Source organism: Sphingomonas nostoxanthinifaciens (assembly GCF_019930585.1).
Classification (GTDB): Bacteria; Pseudomonadota; Alphaproteobacteria; order Sphingomonadales; family Sphingomonadaceae; genus Sphingomonas_I; species Sphingomonas_I nostoxanthinifaciens.
Genome location: NZ_CP082839.1, coordinates 2,680,719 through 2,695,738, shown reverse-complemented (window position 1 = coordinate 2,695,738; position 15,020 = coordinate 2,680,719). Strand labels below are relative to the sequence as shown.

General features: G+C 67.7%; 12 protein-coding genes and 1 other annotated feature. Of the genes, 7 read left to right on the top strand and 5 right to left on the bottom strand.

Going from position 1 to position 15,020, the window contains the following annotated elements; all coding sequences use genetic code 11:
* The first annotated feature begins 8 nt into the window (after positions 1-8).
* The 4 genes from K8P63_RS12680 to msrB are packed head-to-tail and all read left to right on the top strand — an operon-like array spanning position 9 to position 4,117.
* A complete protein-coding gene (locus tag K8P63_RS12680) occupies positions 9-2,294 on the top strand; it encodes an FdhF/YdeP family oxidoreductase (RefSeq protein ID WP_223796390.1) in 2,286 nt (761 codons plus the stop codon).
* Positions 2,295-2,304: 10 nt separating this feature from the next.
* Positions 2,305-3,087: a formate dehydrogenase accessory sulfurtransferase FdhD gene (gene fdhD / locus K8P63_RS12675; RefSeq protein ID WP_223799819.1), complete on the top strand. Its 783-nt coding sequence runs from the start codon at positions 2,305-2,307 to the stop codon at positions 3,085-3,087.
* Complete coding sequence (mobA, locus tag K8P63_RS12670; RefSeq protein WP_223796389.1) at positions 3,084-3,617, top strand: molybdenum cofactor guanylyltransferase; 534 nt, start codon at positions 3,084-3,086, stop codon at positions 3,615-3,617. Before fdhD ends, mobA begins: the two co-directional genes overlap by 4 nt.
* 50 nt (positions 3,618-3,667) lie before the next feature.
* Positions 3,668-4,117 carry a peptide-methionine (R)-S-oxide reductase MsrB gene (gene msrB / locus K8P63_RS12665; RefSeq protein WP_223796388.1) on the top strand — a complete coding sequence of 150 codons (450 nt, stop codon included), beginning with the start codon at positions 3,668-3,670 and terminating at the stop codon, positions 4,115-4,117.
* Positions 4,118-4,153: 36 nt separating this feature from the next.
* Here msrB and K8P63_RS12660 read toward each other — a convergent pair whose 3' ends face one another.
* From K8P63_RS12660 to K8P63_RS12650, 3 genes are all read right to left on the bottom strand, one after another.
* Entirely contained in the window at positions 4,154-6,865 is a 2,712-nt protein-coding gene (locus tag K8P63_RS12660) for a glycoside hydrolase family 3 C-terminal domain-containing protein (protein ID WP_223796387.1), read from the bottom strand.
* 115 nt (positions 6,866-6,980) lie between these two features.
* Positions 6,981-8,030 (bottom strand): LacI family DNA-binding transcriptional regulator, encoded by a 1,050-nt coding sequence (locus tag K8P63_RS12655; protein WP_398287557.1) that lies wholly within the window; start codon positions 8,028-8,030, stop codon positions 6,981-6,983.
* A gap of 55 nt (positions 8,031-8,085) precedes the next feature.
* Positions 8,086-8,955, bottom strand: a complete 870-nt coding sequence (locus K8P63_RS12650) for a helix-turn-helix domain-containing protein (protein WP_223796385.1) — start codon at positions 8,953-8,955, stop codon at positions 8,086-8,088.
* 121 nt (positions 8,956-9,076) lie between these two features.
* On the opposite strand from K8P63_RS12650, the gene pobA reads away from it, so the two are divergent.
* Positions 9,077-10,249 carry a 4-hydroxybenzoate 3-monooxygenase gene (gene pobA, locus K8P63_RS12645; protein ID WP_223796384.1) on the top strand — a complete coding sequence of 391 codons (1,173 nt, stop codon included), beginning with the start codon at positions 9,077-9,079 and terminating at the stop codon, positions 10,247-10,249.
* Between the two features lie 40 nt (positions 10,250-10,289).
* On the opposite strand, the gene K8P63_RS12640 is transcribed toward pobA, so the two are convergent.
* Positions 10,290-10,958 (bottom strand): hypothetical protein, encoded by a 669-nt coding sequence (locus K8P63_RS12640; RefSeq protein WP_223796383.1) that lies wholly within the window; start codon positions 10,956-10,958, stop codon positions 10,290-10,292.
* A gap of 110 nt (positions 10,959-11,068) precedes the next feature.
* Positions 11,069-11,698 carry a Crp/Fnr family transcriptional regulator gene (locus K8P63_RS12635; RefSeq protein WP_223799818.1) on the bottom strand — a complete coding sequence of 210 codons (630 nt, stop codon included), beginning with the start codon at positions 11,696-11,698 and terminating at the stop codon, positions 11,069-11,071.
* 437 nt (positions 11,699-12,135) lie between these two features.
* On the opposite strand from K8P63_RS12635, the gene K8P63_RS12630 reads away from it, so the two are divergent.
* Both K8P63_RS12630 and K8P63_RS12625 read left to right on the top strand, forming a co-directional pair.
* Positions 12,136-13,266: a helix-turn-helix transcriptional regulator gene (locus K8P63_RS12630; RefSeq protein WP_223796382.1), complete on the top strand. Its 1,131-nt coding sequence runs from the start codon at positions 12,136-12,138 to the stop codon at positions 13,264-13,266.
* Between the two features lie 64 nt (positions 13,267-13,330).
* Positions 13,331-13,386 (top strand) — a sequence feature (sul1 is cis-regulatory element that is thought to sense ions involved in sulfur or methionine metabolism; They are found in Alphaproteobacteria).
* Positions 13,387-13,452: 66 nt separating this feature from the next.
* Complete coding sequence (locus K8P63_RS12625; RefSeq protein ID WP_223796381.1) at positions 13,453-14,958, top strand: SulP family inorganic anion transporter; 1,506 nt, start codon at positions 13,453-13,455, stop codon at positions 14,956-14,958.
* Positions 14,959-15,020 lie beyond the last annotated feature (62 nt).

Here is a 15,020-nt window from a genome sequence, read left to right as displayed (position 1 = left end):
GACAGCGCATGGACGACGAGATTGTGGGTTATGACGGTCCGGCCGGCGGCTGGGGATCGGTCAGCGGCATGGCCAAGATCCTCAAGGCCGAGCGCCCGGCGCCGTCCGTGCTCAAGGAGCTTGCGCGGCAGAACAAGCCCGAGGGCTTCGCCTGCGTCTCCTGCGCGTGGGGCAAGCCGGCCGAGCCGCACCCCTTCGAATTCTGCGAGAACGGCGCCAAGGCGACCTTCTGGGAGCTGACGTCGCGCCGCTGCACGCCCGATTTCTTCGCCGCGCATACGCTGACCGAGCTGCGCACGTGGCGCGACTACGATCTGGAGCAGCAGGGGCGGCTGACCCACCCGATGCGCTACGACGCCGCGACCGACCATTATGTGCCGTGCACGTGGGAAGAGGCCTATGCCGCGATCGGCGCGGAGCTGAAGGCGCTGGAGCCGAAGAGCACCGTCTTCTACGCCTCGGGCCGGGCGAGCCTCGAAACCTCGTACCTCTATGCCCTGTTCGCGCGCGTCTATGGGCACAACAACCTGCCCGACAGCTCGAACATGTGCCACGAGACGACGTCGGTCACGCTCAAGAAACTGATCGGCGCGCCGGTGGGCACCTGCACCTTCGACGATTTCGAGAAGTGCGACGCGATGTTCTTCTTCGGGCAGAATACCGGCTCGAACAGCCCGCGCTTCCTCCATCCGCTGCAGGAGGCGGTGAAGCGCGGCTGCAAGATCGTGACCTTCAACCCCGTCAAGGAGCCGGGGCTGGAGAAGTTCGTCAACCCGCAGAGCCCGTTCGAGATGGCGACGCAGAAGGCCACGCCGATCTCCTGCCAATATCACCAGGTGAAGGCCGGCGGCGACATCGCCGCTTTGGTCGGCATCGCCAAGCGCGTGCTGGAGGCCGACGACGAACAATGGGCCGCGAACAAGACCCACGTGATCGACCCCGACTTCATCAAGCAGCACACCGACGGCTTCGAGGAATATGCGGCCAAGGTGCGTACCACGCCGTGGGAGGAGATCGAGGCGCAGTGCGGCCTGCCGCGGCAGGCGCTGATCGACGCGGCGCAGGTCTATATCGAGGCGGAGAAGACGATCGCGGTCTACGGCATGGGCCTGACCCAGCACGTCCATGGCTTCGACAATATCGCCATGTTTCTCAACCTGATGCTGCTGAAAGGTAATATCGGGCGCGAAGGCGCGGGCATCTCGCCGGTGCGCGGCCATTCCAACGTGCAGGGCCAGCGCACCGTCGGCATCACCGAGAAGCCCGAGTTGGTGCCGAACGATCGCCTTCGCGAGATCTACGCCTTCGATCCGCCGATGGAGGAGGGCATGACCACGGTGAAGGCGTGCGAGGGCATCATCGCCGGTACGGTCAAGGCGTTCGTCGGCCTCGGCGGCAACTTCATCCGCGCGGTGCCCGAGCAGGTGAAGATGGAGGCGGCTTGGCCGAAGATGCGGCTGACCGTCCAGATCGCGACCAAGCTGAACCGCAACCACCTCGTCAACGGCCAAGTCGCCTATCTGCTGCCCTGCCTCGGCCGTACCGAGCTCGACCTGCAGGACGGCAAGGAGCAGATCGTCACGGTGGAGGATTCGCTCAGCTGCATCCACGGCTCGATCGGCAAGCACAAGCCGGCGAGCGAGCATCTCCGGTCCGAGCTGGCGATCGTGTGCGGCATCGCCGCGGCGACCCTGCCCGGCACCAACCTGAACCTGCACTGGGCGGAATGGACCAAGGACTATGCCAGGGTCCGCGCGCTGATCGAGCGGACCTACCCCGAGATGTTCCACGATTTCGAGGCGCGGATGTTCACCTCCGGCGGCTTCTACAAGGGCAACAGCGCGCGCCAGCGCATCTGGAAGACCGAGAGCGGCAAGGCCATGTTCACGACGCCGACGCGGCTCGCCGCCACCGGCTTTGCCGAAAAAGAGGGGCGGCTGCGGCTGATGACGCTGCGCTCCAACGACCAGTTCAACACCACCATCTACGGCTATGACGATCGCTTCCGCGGCATCCATGGCACGCGCGACGTGCTGCTCATCAATCCGGACGAGATGGCGCGGCAGGGGGTCGCGGCGGGCGACGTGGTGACCTTGCTGGGCGACGCCGACGATGGCGAGCATCGCGAGGTGAAGGGTCTGACTGTCACCCCCTTCGCCATTCCCGACGGCTGCCTGGGCGGCTATTATCCCGAGATGAACCCGCTCGTCCCGCTCTGGTATCACGATCAGCAATCGAAGACGCCGGCGGGCAAGGCGGTGCCGGTGCGCATCGTCAGGCAGCAGGCCGCTTGACCCGGTGAGCCTGTCCGGCGCCGCGCGCCCGCTCGACCTGCTCCGCATCGGCGCCGACGGATCGCGCGCGACGATCGCACGCGACATTGCGCGCGAGGTGCCGGTCGCGCTGGAGTTCGACGGCATCGGCTATGCGGTGCTGATGGCGACGCCGGAGGATCTGGTCGACCTCGCTTACGGCTTTGCCTTGGCCGAGCGGCTGATCGACCGCCCGGCGGACATCGTCGCGGTCGACGAGCATGCGGCGGAGCAGGGGCTGCTGCTCCGCGTGACGCTGGCGCCGGGCATTGGCGCGCGCGTCGTGGATCGGGTGCGCCATCGCGTATCGGATTCGTCGTGCGGCCTGTGCGGGATCGAGAATCTGGAACAGGCACTGCGACCGCTGCCCACGCTCGACGCATTGTGCCGCGCCGACGATGCGGCGGTCTTCCGCGCCTATGCCGCGTTGCGCGATCACCAGCCGCTCAACGCCGCCACGGGCGCGGTCCATGCCGCTGCATTGTGTTCAGCCGACGGGCAAATCCGCCTCGCACGCGAGGATGTCGGCCGCCACAACGCCTTCGACAAACTGATCGGCGCGATGCTGCGCGCAGGGCTGGGCTGGGATGGCGGTTTCGCGCTGCTGTCGTCGCGCTGCTCCTACGAACTGGTCGAGAAAGCGGTGCTGTCGGGCTGCCCCCTGCTCGCTACCATCTCGGCGCCCACCGAGCTGGCGGTGCGGCGCGCGGCCGAGGCGGGGTTGCCGCTGCGCGTGCTGGTGCGTGCCGACGCGCAGCTGGCGGTGCCCGAATGACCGGCATGCTGGGTGCGGTGCTGGCGGGCGGGGCGTCGCGGCGCTTCGGTTCGGACAAGGCGCTGGCCGAGGTCGGCGGCAAACGCCTGATCGATCATGCCATCGCGGCGCTCGCTGCGCGATGCGACGCGATCGTGATTTGTGGCCGGACGCTTGAGGGTTTCGCGACCGTCGCCGATCGCCCGGCGCCGGGGCTCGGCCCGCTTGGCGGGCTCGCCGGCGCGCTGGGTGCAGCGGTTTCGGGCGGCTACCAATGGGTGCTGAGCGTGCCCTGCGACGTGCCCGATCTGCCCGGCGATCTGTTCGAGCGGCTCGTGGGAGAGGGTGGGGGAGCTGCCGCTTATGCGCGCGAATGCCCGGTCGTCGGGCTATGGCCCGCCGGGCTCGGCACGCTGCTCGAGGCGCATCTTGGGTCGGGCGAACGTTCGATGCGCAGCTGGATCGCGCGGATCGAGGCGGTCGGCGTCGACTGGCCTGCGCCTTTGTCCAACATCAACACGCCGGACGATCTGCGCCGCATCGCGGGGTGATGGAAACGGCGCGCCGCCGCCCCATATGCGCGTCCGCAACGGAGGATTTCATGACCCAATATCGCAAGACGGACGAGGCGGTCGCCGCGCTCAGCCCCGAGCAATTCCGGGTTACCCAGCAGAGCGGCACCGAGCGCCCCGGCACCGGCCATTACCTCTACAACAAGGAGGCCGGCATCTATGTCGACATCGTCTCGGGCGAGCCGTTGTTCGCATCGGCCGACAAATTTGAATCGGGCTGCGGCTGGCCGAGCTTCACCAAGCCGATCGCGCCGGCCAACGTCGCCGAATTGCGCGACGGCAGCCACGGCATGATCCGCACCGAGGTGCGCTCGGCGCATGGCGACAGCCATCTCGGCCATGTGTTCGACGACGGTCCGCGCGATCGCGGCGGCCTGCGCTACTGCATCAATTCGGCCTCGCTGCGCTTCGTGCCGCGCGCCGAGATGGAGGCGCAGGGCTATGGCGCCTATCTCGACCAGGTCGAGGACGTCGCCTGAGCGGCGGCCGGCAGCGCGTGCCGGCCGCCTTGCGTCCTACATCGGCAGCGGCACCGATCGCGCGATGGCGAACTGCGCCGACTGGCCGGGGACGTTGGTTCCCGGCTGGCCGGATCCGACGCTGACCGAGTAACGCCCGGCCATCACCTGCCGCGCGCCGTCGACCGCGACCGCGCTCAGATCGCGCGGCGTCAGATCGAACGTGACGGTGCGATGCTCGCCCGGCTTCAGCGTCAGCCGCTGGAAGCCGCGCAACGCGATGCGCGGCGCGCCGGGCGTATCGGGGAAGTTGAGGTAGAGCTGCGCCACCTCGTCGCCCGCGCGCTTGCCGGTATTGGCGATCTCGGTCGTGACGCGCAGCCCGGTCTCGGCGCCCGCCGCCGCCGGCGTGACCGTCAGCGGGCCGTAGCTGAAGCTGGTGAAGCTCAGGCCGTAGCCGAAGGGATAGACCGGCGTGCCGGTGAAGTAGCGATAGGTGCGCCCGTCCATCGCATAATTGGTGAAGGCCGGCAGATCGTCGACGCTGCGATAAAACGTGAGCGGCAGCCGTCCCGCCGGATTGGTGCGCCCGGTCAGCACGTTCGCCACCGCGGTGCCGCCCGACTGGCCCGGATACCATGCCTCGACGATCGCGGCGGCATTGTCCTTCGCCCAGGCGAGGTTGATCGGGCTGCCGTTCATCGCGATCACGATCAGCGGCTTGCCGGTCGCCTTGGCGCGTTCCAGCAGCGCCACCTGCTCGGGCGGCAGATCGAGGCTGGTCTTGTCGCCGCCTTCGAAGCCCGGCACCTTCACGCCGGTCTCCTCCGCCTCCAGATCGGAGGTGAGCCCGACCACCGCGACCAGCACGTCGGCCTTGCGCGCGGCCGCGGCGAGTTCGGCATCGGCGTCGACCGCGACGCGCTTCCAGACGAGATCGGTGCCGCCGAAGCCGCGCGGCGACGAGACGACGCGCAGGCGATAGCGATGCCCCTGCTGCAGCGTGATCGTCTTGAAGGTCGGCAGCGGGCTCGGCCGATCCGCGCTCACGTCGAGGAAGGTCTTCCCGTCGAGCTCGAGCAGGCCGTTGCCGCTGAGGCCCAGCCGGTAGCTGCCGGTCGCAGGCGGCACGAGATAGCCGGTCCATTCGGTGCGGTGATAATCGTTCACCTGCGCCATGGTGAGGTTGCGGCTGCCGACGTCCGGCTCGCGCACGGTGACGACTGGCGCATCCTGGAACGCGATCGGCGTATTCTCGGCCCCCGGCGCGAACGGCAGGGTCGGCGGCGTCACCGGGTTGAAGTAGCGCGCGGTCAGGCCCGGCTTGCCGTCGGCGGTCCGTAGCGCGCTGGTCGGCACGCGGTCGCCGTCGGTGATCGACGGGCTGAACGGCACCAACGTCACGCGGCCCGCTCCTGCCGCCCGGCGCAGCCCCTCGACCACCGACACCGGTGGCGCCGACAGGGTCGACGAGTAATTGCCGCGCAGGACGCGGGTGGCGTCGCCGAGCGGGCCGATCACCGCGATGCGCGCGCCGCTGCGCAGCGGCAGCACGCCGTCATTCTTCAGCAGGACGAGGCTTTCCTCGGCGGCGCGCACCGCCAGGTTGCCGTGCGCGGGCGTGCCGATCGCCGAGACCGGGACGGTGCGCCCGGCATCCATCGGCAGGCCGGGCAGGTCGCCGTTGCGGATGCGTGCCGAGAACAGGCGCACGAGGCTGCGGTCGATATCGGCTTCGGCGAGGAAGTGACGGTCGAGCGCGGCGCCGAACCGCTCGGGCAGGCCGCCAATGTCCATCACCGTTCGCACGTTGCACTCATTGTCGACGCCGGCCTTCACCGACGCGGCGACGGCGGTCGCCTGATCGGGCGCATAATGGTGGTTGTCGGCGACGTCCTTCACCGCGTCGCAGTCCGACACGACATAGCCCTGGAAGCCCCACGCGCCGCGCAGATGCTCCTTCAGCAGCAGGTCGTTGGCGCAGGCGGGCTGGCCGTCGATGCGGTTATAGGCGCACATGATCGACCCGGCCTGCCCCTGCACGATCGCGGCGCGGAAGGCGGGGAGGTAGGTATCCTCGAGATCGTGCGACGAGACGTAGACATTCGCCTCGTGCCGGGTCGATTCGGGGCCGCTGTGCACCGCGAAATGTTTGGGCGTGGCGATGACGAGCGGGCGATCCGGATCGGGGCCCTGCATGCCGGTGACGAACGCCACGCCCATGCCGGCGGTCAGGAACGGATCCTCGCCATAGGTCTCCTGGCCGCGACCCCAGCGCGGATCGCGGAAGATGTTGATGTTGGGCGACCATGTGTCGAGCCCGGTGCCGATCCGGCCGAGCTTGCCGGTCTGCCGGCCGAGCGTATGGAGCGCGCGCACCTCGACGCTGATCGTGCCGGCGACGTCGTGCACCAGCGGCGCGTCGAAGCTGGCGGCGAGCCCGATCGGCTCGGGGAAGTTCGTCGTCGCCACCGTGCCGATCGCACCGTGGAGCGACTCGGTCCACCAATTATAGGCGGGGATGTCGAGCCGGGGGATGGCCGGCGCGACGTTGAGCAATTGGGGCAGCTTCTCGGCGGTGGTCATCCGCGCCACGATCGCCGCCGCCAGCCGGTCGGCCGTGGCACGCTCGGCGGATGGCGGCGCGGTCGGCTGCGCCTGCAGCGGCGCGGTTGCGATCCCAGCCAGCGCCGCGCCTGCCGTGCCGATCAACAAGGCGAAGCGGCGCGCGGCCCGCGCGGAAAAACGTCCATCCGGAAACTGAGTCATGACCTCTCCCATCGTTATGGGCCGCCCTTCGTGGGGCGGCGTGGCGGTCAGGTTAGCGCTAACCGCGGCAGAGATCGACGGGATTTTGATGCGGCGCGCGTCGCCGGCCGATGCGTCAGCGCGGCCTGGGCGGTCCGGCGGATTCGCGGCGGATCAGCTCATAGTCGAGCAGCATGTGCGGCAGCTCGCCGCCCGGTCGCGGCGGCTTGCCGATCGAGGCGATCAGCAAATCCACCGCGATGTGGGTGATCTCGTCGGTCGGCCGCCGGATCGTCGTCAGCTCCGGGAATATGGTGGTGGCGATGACGGTATCGTCGAAGCCGCAGACCGACACGTCGTCGGGCACGCCCAGCCCGCGCCGATGCGCCACGGCGACCGTCGCCGCCGCCATTTCGTCGTTGCTGGCAAAGATCGCGGTGGGCGGATCGCGGTGCGACAGCAGCCGCTCGGCCGCCTTGGCCCCCGAACGATAGTCATATTCGCCCGATGTCACGAGATCCTCGTCGACCTCCAGCCCCGCTGCCGCCAGCGCCGCGACATAGCCGGCGAAGCGGACTTCGGCGGACGCGAACCCCGGCACGCCCTTGATGAACCCGATCCGGCGGTGGCCGAGCGACAGCAGATGCTCGGTCATCGCGCTGGCAGCGTGGCGGTCGTCGATGCCCACCCACGGCAGGCGCCGCTCGGCACGCATCGCTCCTGTTGCGACGACCGCGATGTTCGCCGTCTTGAGCTGCAGCACCAGCGCGGCGTCGTCCGCCAACGGCGGCGTCAGGATCACGCCGCGTACCTTGCCGATCGCAAGCTCCTTCATCACGCCCTGCACGTCGGACGGATCCGAGACACGGTGGAAGGCGATGTCGACATGCGCGCGCGCGACCACTTCCAGCAGGCTGATCGCGAATTCGCCGAGATGGATCGGGCTCGGGAAGCGGTGGAGCAGGGCGACCTTGGCCGGGACCCTGCCGCTCAGCGCGCGCGCATTGGGATTGGGCCGATAGCCGAGGACGCGGATCGACGCCTCGACGCGCTTGCGTGTCTGCGGACGAACCGCGGCGTCGTTGTTGATGACGCGCGAGACCGTCATCGGCGAGACGCCGGCATGCTGCGCCACGTCGTGGACCGTGACCGCGCCTGCGGTCCGCCTCGGTTGCCTCGTCACCATAAGCCCTTTGGTCGAAGCAAGCCGCCGCCCTGTCAACGGCGCGAAGGTCGCAATGTCATCCCTTATGCTGCTCCGCCCGATACGTTCGCGGCGAGCGGCCGATATGGCGGGTGAAGAAGCGCGAGAAATAGGCCGGATCCTCGAAGCCGAGCGCGAGCGCGAGTTGTCCGATCGGCTGATCGGAGAAGATCAGCGCGCGTCGCGCCTCCAGCAGCGCGCGCTCGTCGATCATCGCCGCCGGCGAACTGCCGGCGACGCTGGCGCAGGCGGCGCGAAGCGCGGTTTCGCTCGCGCCGAGCGCGCTCGCATAAGCCGAAACCGGCTCGCGCAGGCGGAAGCGTGCCTCGATCCGCGCACGCAGCCGTGCCACCAGCAACCGCTGGCGCGTATCGTCGCGCGTCGGGGGCGCCTCGCGCAGCCGCAGTGCGGTGACGAGCAAAGCCAGCAGCAGCGACTGGATCGCCGCGTCATGGCCGATCTTCGACCAGCCGAGCTCGCGCATCAGATCGGCGGCGCATGTTTCGACGCGCGCCGCGTCGTTGGCGGCGAGCGGTATCACCTCGAACCGCGCCAGCAGATCGGCGATTTCGGGCGCCAGCGCGGCCAAGGCGGCGAGGCGGCGTGCGGCCACCGTGACGACCGCGCCGCTCGTCTCCTCGATCCAGTCGAAGCCGTGGATCACCGTCGCCGGCACCAGCATCAGGCACGGCGCCGTGCAGCGATGGGTCTCGTCGTTGACCCGGACGGTCGCGCCGCCGGTGGCGAGGAAGAAGATATGGGCGAGCCGCATATGAGTGTGCGGACGGATCGTCCACGCGCTCGGCCGCGAACGATCGTCGATCGCCTCGGCGTGGACGAAGCCATCCTCCACCGCGCGATGCGGCTCTCCGTAGAGGTAGAAGGTTGGCACCGTCCCGATGGTCACGCGCGTCTCTCCGGCCGGATCGTCCAAGTAAAATGCGGGTGCGGCCATGTCCATCCCGGCGACGCTGCGGTTAGCTTGACCCCAAGAAGCCGGATACCCGGCCGGAGAGGAGCAGGCGCACGTGCGCACCCAGATCGCGATCATCGGCGCCGGGCCGGCCGGCATGTTCCTGGCCCATCTGCTGCATGCGGCCGGCATCGACGCGCGCGTGATCGAACGCCGCGACCGCTCCTATGTCGAGGGCCGGGTGCGCGCGGGCGTGCTGGAGCAGGTGACGGTCGATCTGATGCGGCGGCTCGGACTGGCCGACCGGCTGAATGCATGCGGCCTCGTCCACGGCGGGACCAACCTGTCGATCGACGGGCGGATCATCCATATCGATATGGCGGGGCTCACGGGTGGGCGCACCGTCACCGTCTATGGCCAGCAGGAGGTGATGCGCGATCTGTTCGACGCCGCTGAGACGCGCGGGGTGACGGTCGCATGGAATGCAGCTGACGTCGCGCTGCATGATCTAAACGGGGTGCATCCTCACGTGACCTGGCGCGACGCGAGCGGCGAGCATCGGCTCGACTGCGATTTCGTGGTCGGTTGCGACGGCTATCACGGCGTCAGCCGCGGCGCGATCCCCGCCGAGGTGTTGCGCACGTTCGAGCGCGTCTACCCGTTTGGCTGGCTCGGCATCCTTGCCGACGTGCCCCCGGTCGAGCACGAACTGATCTATGCGAACCACGAACGCGGCTTCGCGCTCGCCTCGATGCGGTCGGCGACGCGCAGCCGCTATTATATCCAGTGCAGCCTCGACGAGGATGTGGCGGATTGGCCGGACGAGCGGTTCTGGGCCGAGCTGGCGGTGCGTCTCGGGCCGAATGTGGCGGAACGGCTGGTGCGCGGCCCGAGCTTCGAGAAGTCGATCGCGCCGCTCCGCTCGTTCGTCAGCGAGCCGATGCGGTGGGGGCGGCTGTTCCTTGCCGGCGATGCCGCACACATCGTCCCGCCGACCGGGGCCAAGGGCATGAACCTCGCCGTATCCGACGTCACCATGCTGGGCGAGGCGTTGACCGAACATTATCGGGAGCGATCGGACGCCGGCATCGATCATTATTCGGCGCGTGCGCTCGCGCGGGTGTGGAAGGCTGAGCGATTCTCGTGGTGGTTCACGTCGCTCACGCACCGTTTTCCCGCGATGGACGGGTTCGATCGCCGGCTGCAGATGGCGGAGATCGATTATATCAGCGGCTCGGAAGCCGCGCAGCGCACCCTCGCCGAGAATTACGTCGGCCTGCCGCTCTAGCCTTCGATATATCCCACCGGCATTCGTTCGCCGCGCGTGGTCACGCCAGCGACGACGACGACCTGCGCCGGACCCGCGCGCTGCGGCCGAGCATGCCGAAGCCCGCCGCCATCGCCATCCACGTGCCGAGTTCGGGAACGGCGGCGGGGGCGAATGCGGTGCGGGTCAGCGTCGACCCGTCGATCACCGATGCGGTGCCGGCGCCGTAGCTGGTGGCATCGGTACGGAAGATATAGGTCGACGATGTCTCCGCCAGTGCGACCTTGTTGGTGACATCGTAGTTGATGCCGATGACCCCGTCGGATCGGTCCGCCGTCGCCGCTGTGCCGGGATTGTTCGCTACGGTGAAGATCCCGGCGCCGTCGAGATCGGCATCACTATATTCGGCGTCGATCGTGAAACCATCGAACTGATAGAAGGACATCCGCGAGATCGCGTTGCTGACCCCGTCGGTTCCCGGCCCCCAATTGTAGAATTGGTACAGAAAATCGAGCGTTCCGCTCGCCTCGCGGTAGACGGCGGCGCGGATCGTGCCGGAGAATGTCTGCGCCGACCCGCTGAGCTCTGCGCCGTCGACATATGTTCCCAGCGAGCCGGAGAAAAGGCTGAGGGGCACGCCCGAACTGGGCGAAAGCAGCAGGGTCGCCGACGCATGCGTCCCGCACAGCGTGGCGACGAGCGCCGCGAGGACTTTTGGCGTTCGTCTCATGGAATTCCCCTTTCCCGAGCGTCGAAGGATCATCGTGACCCGCAACGGAGGTTTTGAGGCTTCCAGCGTCCGTCCACACTAACACAAGTCACGGAAGCGGCCGATTTTATTTATAACTTAGGTTGATCGTCGTTGCTCGTCTGTCGCGGGGACAGGAGGTAGGCGTCGTTGAACATGGCGATTTCGCGAAGACCGCCGATGTTCAGGATCTCCAGTTCACGGTGCGACAGCCGAATGAACGAGCGGGTGCGCAAATCCTGGAGGATGCGGTTGACGTGGACCGGCGTCAGGCCGGTCGCCTCCGCCAGATCGGCCTGGGTAAGTGGCAATGGCATCGGCATGCTCACGCCGTCGGCTTGCCCGATCACCCGCATCCGGGCGTGCAATTCGCAGAAGAAATGCGCCACGCGCTCGACGGCGGTGCGCAGCCCCATGCTCATCGCCCGCTCCCTCGAAACGGCGGTCGCCATCAGCGTGTGATGCCACAGCGCGCGCGACAGCGCCGCCGACTGCTCGACCAGCAGGCGCAGGCGCTCGCACCGGAACTCGACGATCGTCACGCGGCTCAGCGTCGTGATCGAGCAGTCGGCGACGCCGCGCGAGAATATGTTCAGGTCGTAAAGGTCACCGGGAATCAGCACTTCGTGCAGGTGCGTTCGCCCGTCGGGCAGCGTTTGCGACTGGCGTGCCCACCCGTCGACGACCAGCAGCCCACGCGCCGGGCCCATGCCCTCGGTCATCACGCTCGATCGCGCATCGAACCTGCGGATGCCCGCGCCCAAGCCTGAGCGGATCAGCCGATGATCGGCGTTGCTCAGCGTCCCGAGCCTGCCGAGCGCACCGAGCACGGCATCCGATGCCACGTCTCCTTCGCTTTGCCCCTCGACCAACACGCTGTTGCGCCCCCCCGGGGGTTGAACATGAAGGCCCGGAATTTATCGCCCCCCAATCGAATGCCATGTGCAGTCCGATTGAACCGGGCGATTGATCTATTTGGCGAGATCGACTCACCGCGACGGATGAACCGAGCAACACTCGGCGTTGGCTGCGGATGATCTCGCGATATCCATAAAGCTGAGTTCTCATGACTTAACCTGGATTAAAATGCAGGGCCGGACCAAATTGTATGAGGCATGAACAAAGATGCGTCACGCGCAAACCGGGGGGGGATATTGCGATGGCAGCTGCCGTCCACGACATTGTCTCTGGGCGGCATCGGTGCGCCTCTCTTCGGGAGCGTGCCGAATCGGAGGAAGGCCTCATCAGGGCGATATTGTGCGAAATCGCCACCGCCGCGCATTCCGCGGGCGCGTTGCTCGCACATCTCGATCGACTCTCCAGCAGCCCGGTCCTGATCGGTGCCGTCGGACTGGAGCAACGCGCGATCGACCAGATCCTGCCCTGCGGTTTCGCAATGCCCGATCCGCAGCCGCCGGACGGATGCCGGCGCGTCGTTCTGGATGGCTGCGGGGAGATGCTGCTCTTCGATCTTTCGGACCATGGTGCCGGGCCGTTGCTGATCGCACTCAGCCGGGCAAGCTGGCCCGCCGCGGCCCGCATCGCGGCGCTTTCGATCGTGTCGGCGCGCCGCGGGGTCATCGTGGGGATCGCGCGGTTGTGGTGGGCGCATCGCCACAGGATCGATCGGTTCACCGCGCTCCAGCATGCGGTCGACGCGTGGGAGGCCGGGCTGCTGCTGGTGGATGATTTCGGAACCATCATCCACGCCAACCAGTCGGCCGAGGTTTTGCTCGCGACCGGCAATGGATTGTGCCGGATCAATGGCAGCGTGCGCGCCACCAACCTTTCGGATGCGGTGTCGCTGCAGGCCGCGCTCGCCCATGCGAGCCTTGGCGCCGACGGCGACGTTCGTTCGCCGTCGCTGGCGCCGATGCTGACCGTCCGCCGGCAGGGCCTGCCGTCGCTCGTGGCGACGGTGTTGCCGATAAGCGGCCTTGGGCCGGGGGCGGCCGCCGCCGCGATCTACCTGATCGATCCGCGCGTCGATGCCCAGCGGCTGCTACCTCCGCTCTGCGCGCTTTACCGCCTCACGCCGGTGGAGACACGCCTTGTCGGGCATCTGGTGCAGGGCGCCACCTTGATGGCGGCGGCCAAGGCGATGCGCATCAAGTTGCTGACCGCGCGCGGATATCTGAAGCAGATCTTCGTCAAGACCGATACCGGACGCCAGCCCGAGCTGATCGCGCTGATGCTGTCCAGCCTGTTCCGGGTCGCGCCGCGGGTACAGGGCGTCGGCCTGCCGACCCACGACGACCGGTCGATCTTCTATTGGGGCGAGACGCGGTAGGGCGGCCGCGCGCGCAGATGGCCGTTGCGGGTCCGGACGATCTGCGTTAGCCGGCGCCACTCGCTCTGGACCCGGTGAAATTCCGGGTGGCTATTCCGGCCGCCGATCCGCCGGACAACGCACACCGCCCACCAGCTGATCGTCTCGTCGAAACCGAGCGCATGGGCGGCCCATGCGGAATGCTTCATGACCTCCCAAAACATGCTCTCGCACTATCGCGCCGAATGGTTTTCCGGCGCAGCCGCCGCGCGGCGCGACGTGCTGGCCGGCATGGTCGGCACCTTCGCGCTCATCCCGGAGGTGATCGCCTTCTCCTTCGTCGCCGGTGTCTCGCCCGAGGTCGGGCTGTTCGCCTCGTTCGTGATCGGCATCGTCATTGCCTTTCTCGGCGGTCGCCCGGCGATGATCTCCGGTGCGGCCGGATCGGTCGCGCTGGTCGCAGCGGCTTTGGTCCACGGCTACGGCATCCAATATCTTCTTGCCGCGACCTTGCTCGCCGGGCTGTTTCAGATCGTGTTCGGGCTGTTGAAGCTCGATGTGCTGATGCGCTTCGTCTCGCGATCGGTCCGCACCGGCTTCGTCAACGCGCTCGCGATCCTGATCTTCTCGGCGCAGGTGCCGCAGATGCTGGGCGTGACCTGGCACACTTATGCGATGATCGCGCTCGGCCTTGCGATCATCTACCTGCTGCCGCGCCTGACCACCGCGATCCCGTCGCCGCTCATCTGCATCGTCGTGCTGACCGCGATCAGCATCGCCTTTCCGATGCCGATCCACACCGTCATCGACCTCGGCCGGTTGGCCACCGCATTGCCCACGCTGGCGATCCCGCATCCGCCGATGACGTGGAAGACGCTGCGGATCGTCGCGCCGTTCGCGCTGGCGATGGCGGCGGTCGGGCTGCTGGAGTCGATGATGACGGCGAGCGTGGTCGATGATCTGACCGAGACGACCAGCTCCAAGGCGCGCGAATGCACCGGCCTCGGCGTGGCCAACATGGCGGCGGGCCTGTTCGGAGGGATCGCCGGCTGCGGGATGATCGGCCAGACCGTCGGCAACGTGCGCTATGGCGGGCGCGGACGGCTCTCGACGCTGGTCGCCGGCGTGTTCCTGCTCGCGGTGATCGTGCCGCTGCGCCCGATTGTCGCGCAGGTGCCGGTGGCGGCTTTGGTCGCGATCATGATCATGGTCGCGATCAGCACCTTTTCGTGGGGATCGCTGCGCGATCTCGGGCGCCATCCGCGAATGTCGGGCGTCGTCATGCTCGCGACCGTGGTGGTGACGGTCGCCACGCACGATCTCGCGGCGGGGGTCGCGGTCGGCGTGCTGCTCAGCGGCGTCTTCTTCGCGTTCAAGGTGACGCGGCTGATGGCGGTGGACAGCCGCTACGATCCGGCCGCCGATCGCCGGACCTATGTCGTCTCGGGCCAAATCTTCTTCGCGAGCGCGGACATCTTCGCGGACCGGTTCGATCTGCGCGACACCGCGGCGAACGTAACGATCGATCTAACCACGGCGCATCTGTGGGATATCACAGCAGTCGGTGCTCTCGACGATGTCGTCGCGAAGTTGCGCCGTCACGGGATCGCAGTCGAGATCGTCGGTCTCAACGAAGCGAGCGCGATCCTGGTCGATCAAAACGCTCGACTAATGCAGGTTAGCGGCGCCAATGCGCCCACGATCGCTCTGTAGGTAAGTTCCACTCTGACGGAAAAATATAAGACTGGCCACGTCGCGCGGGGATACTAATTAAC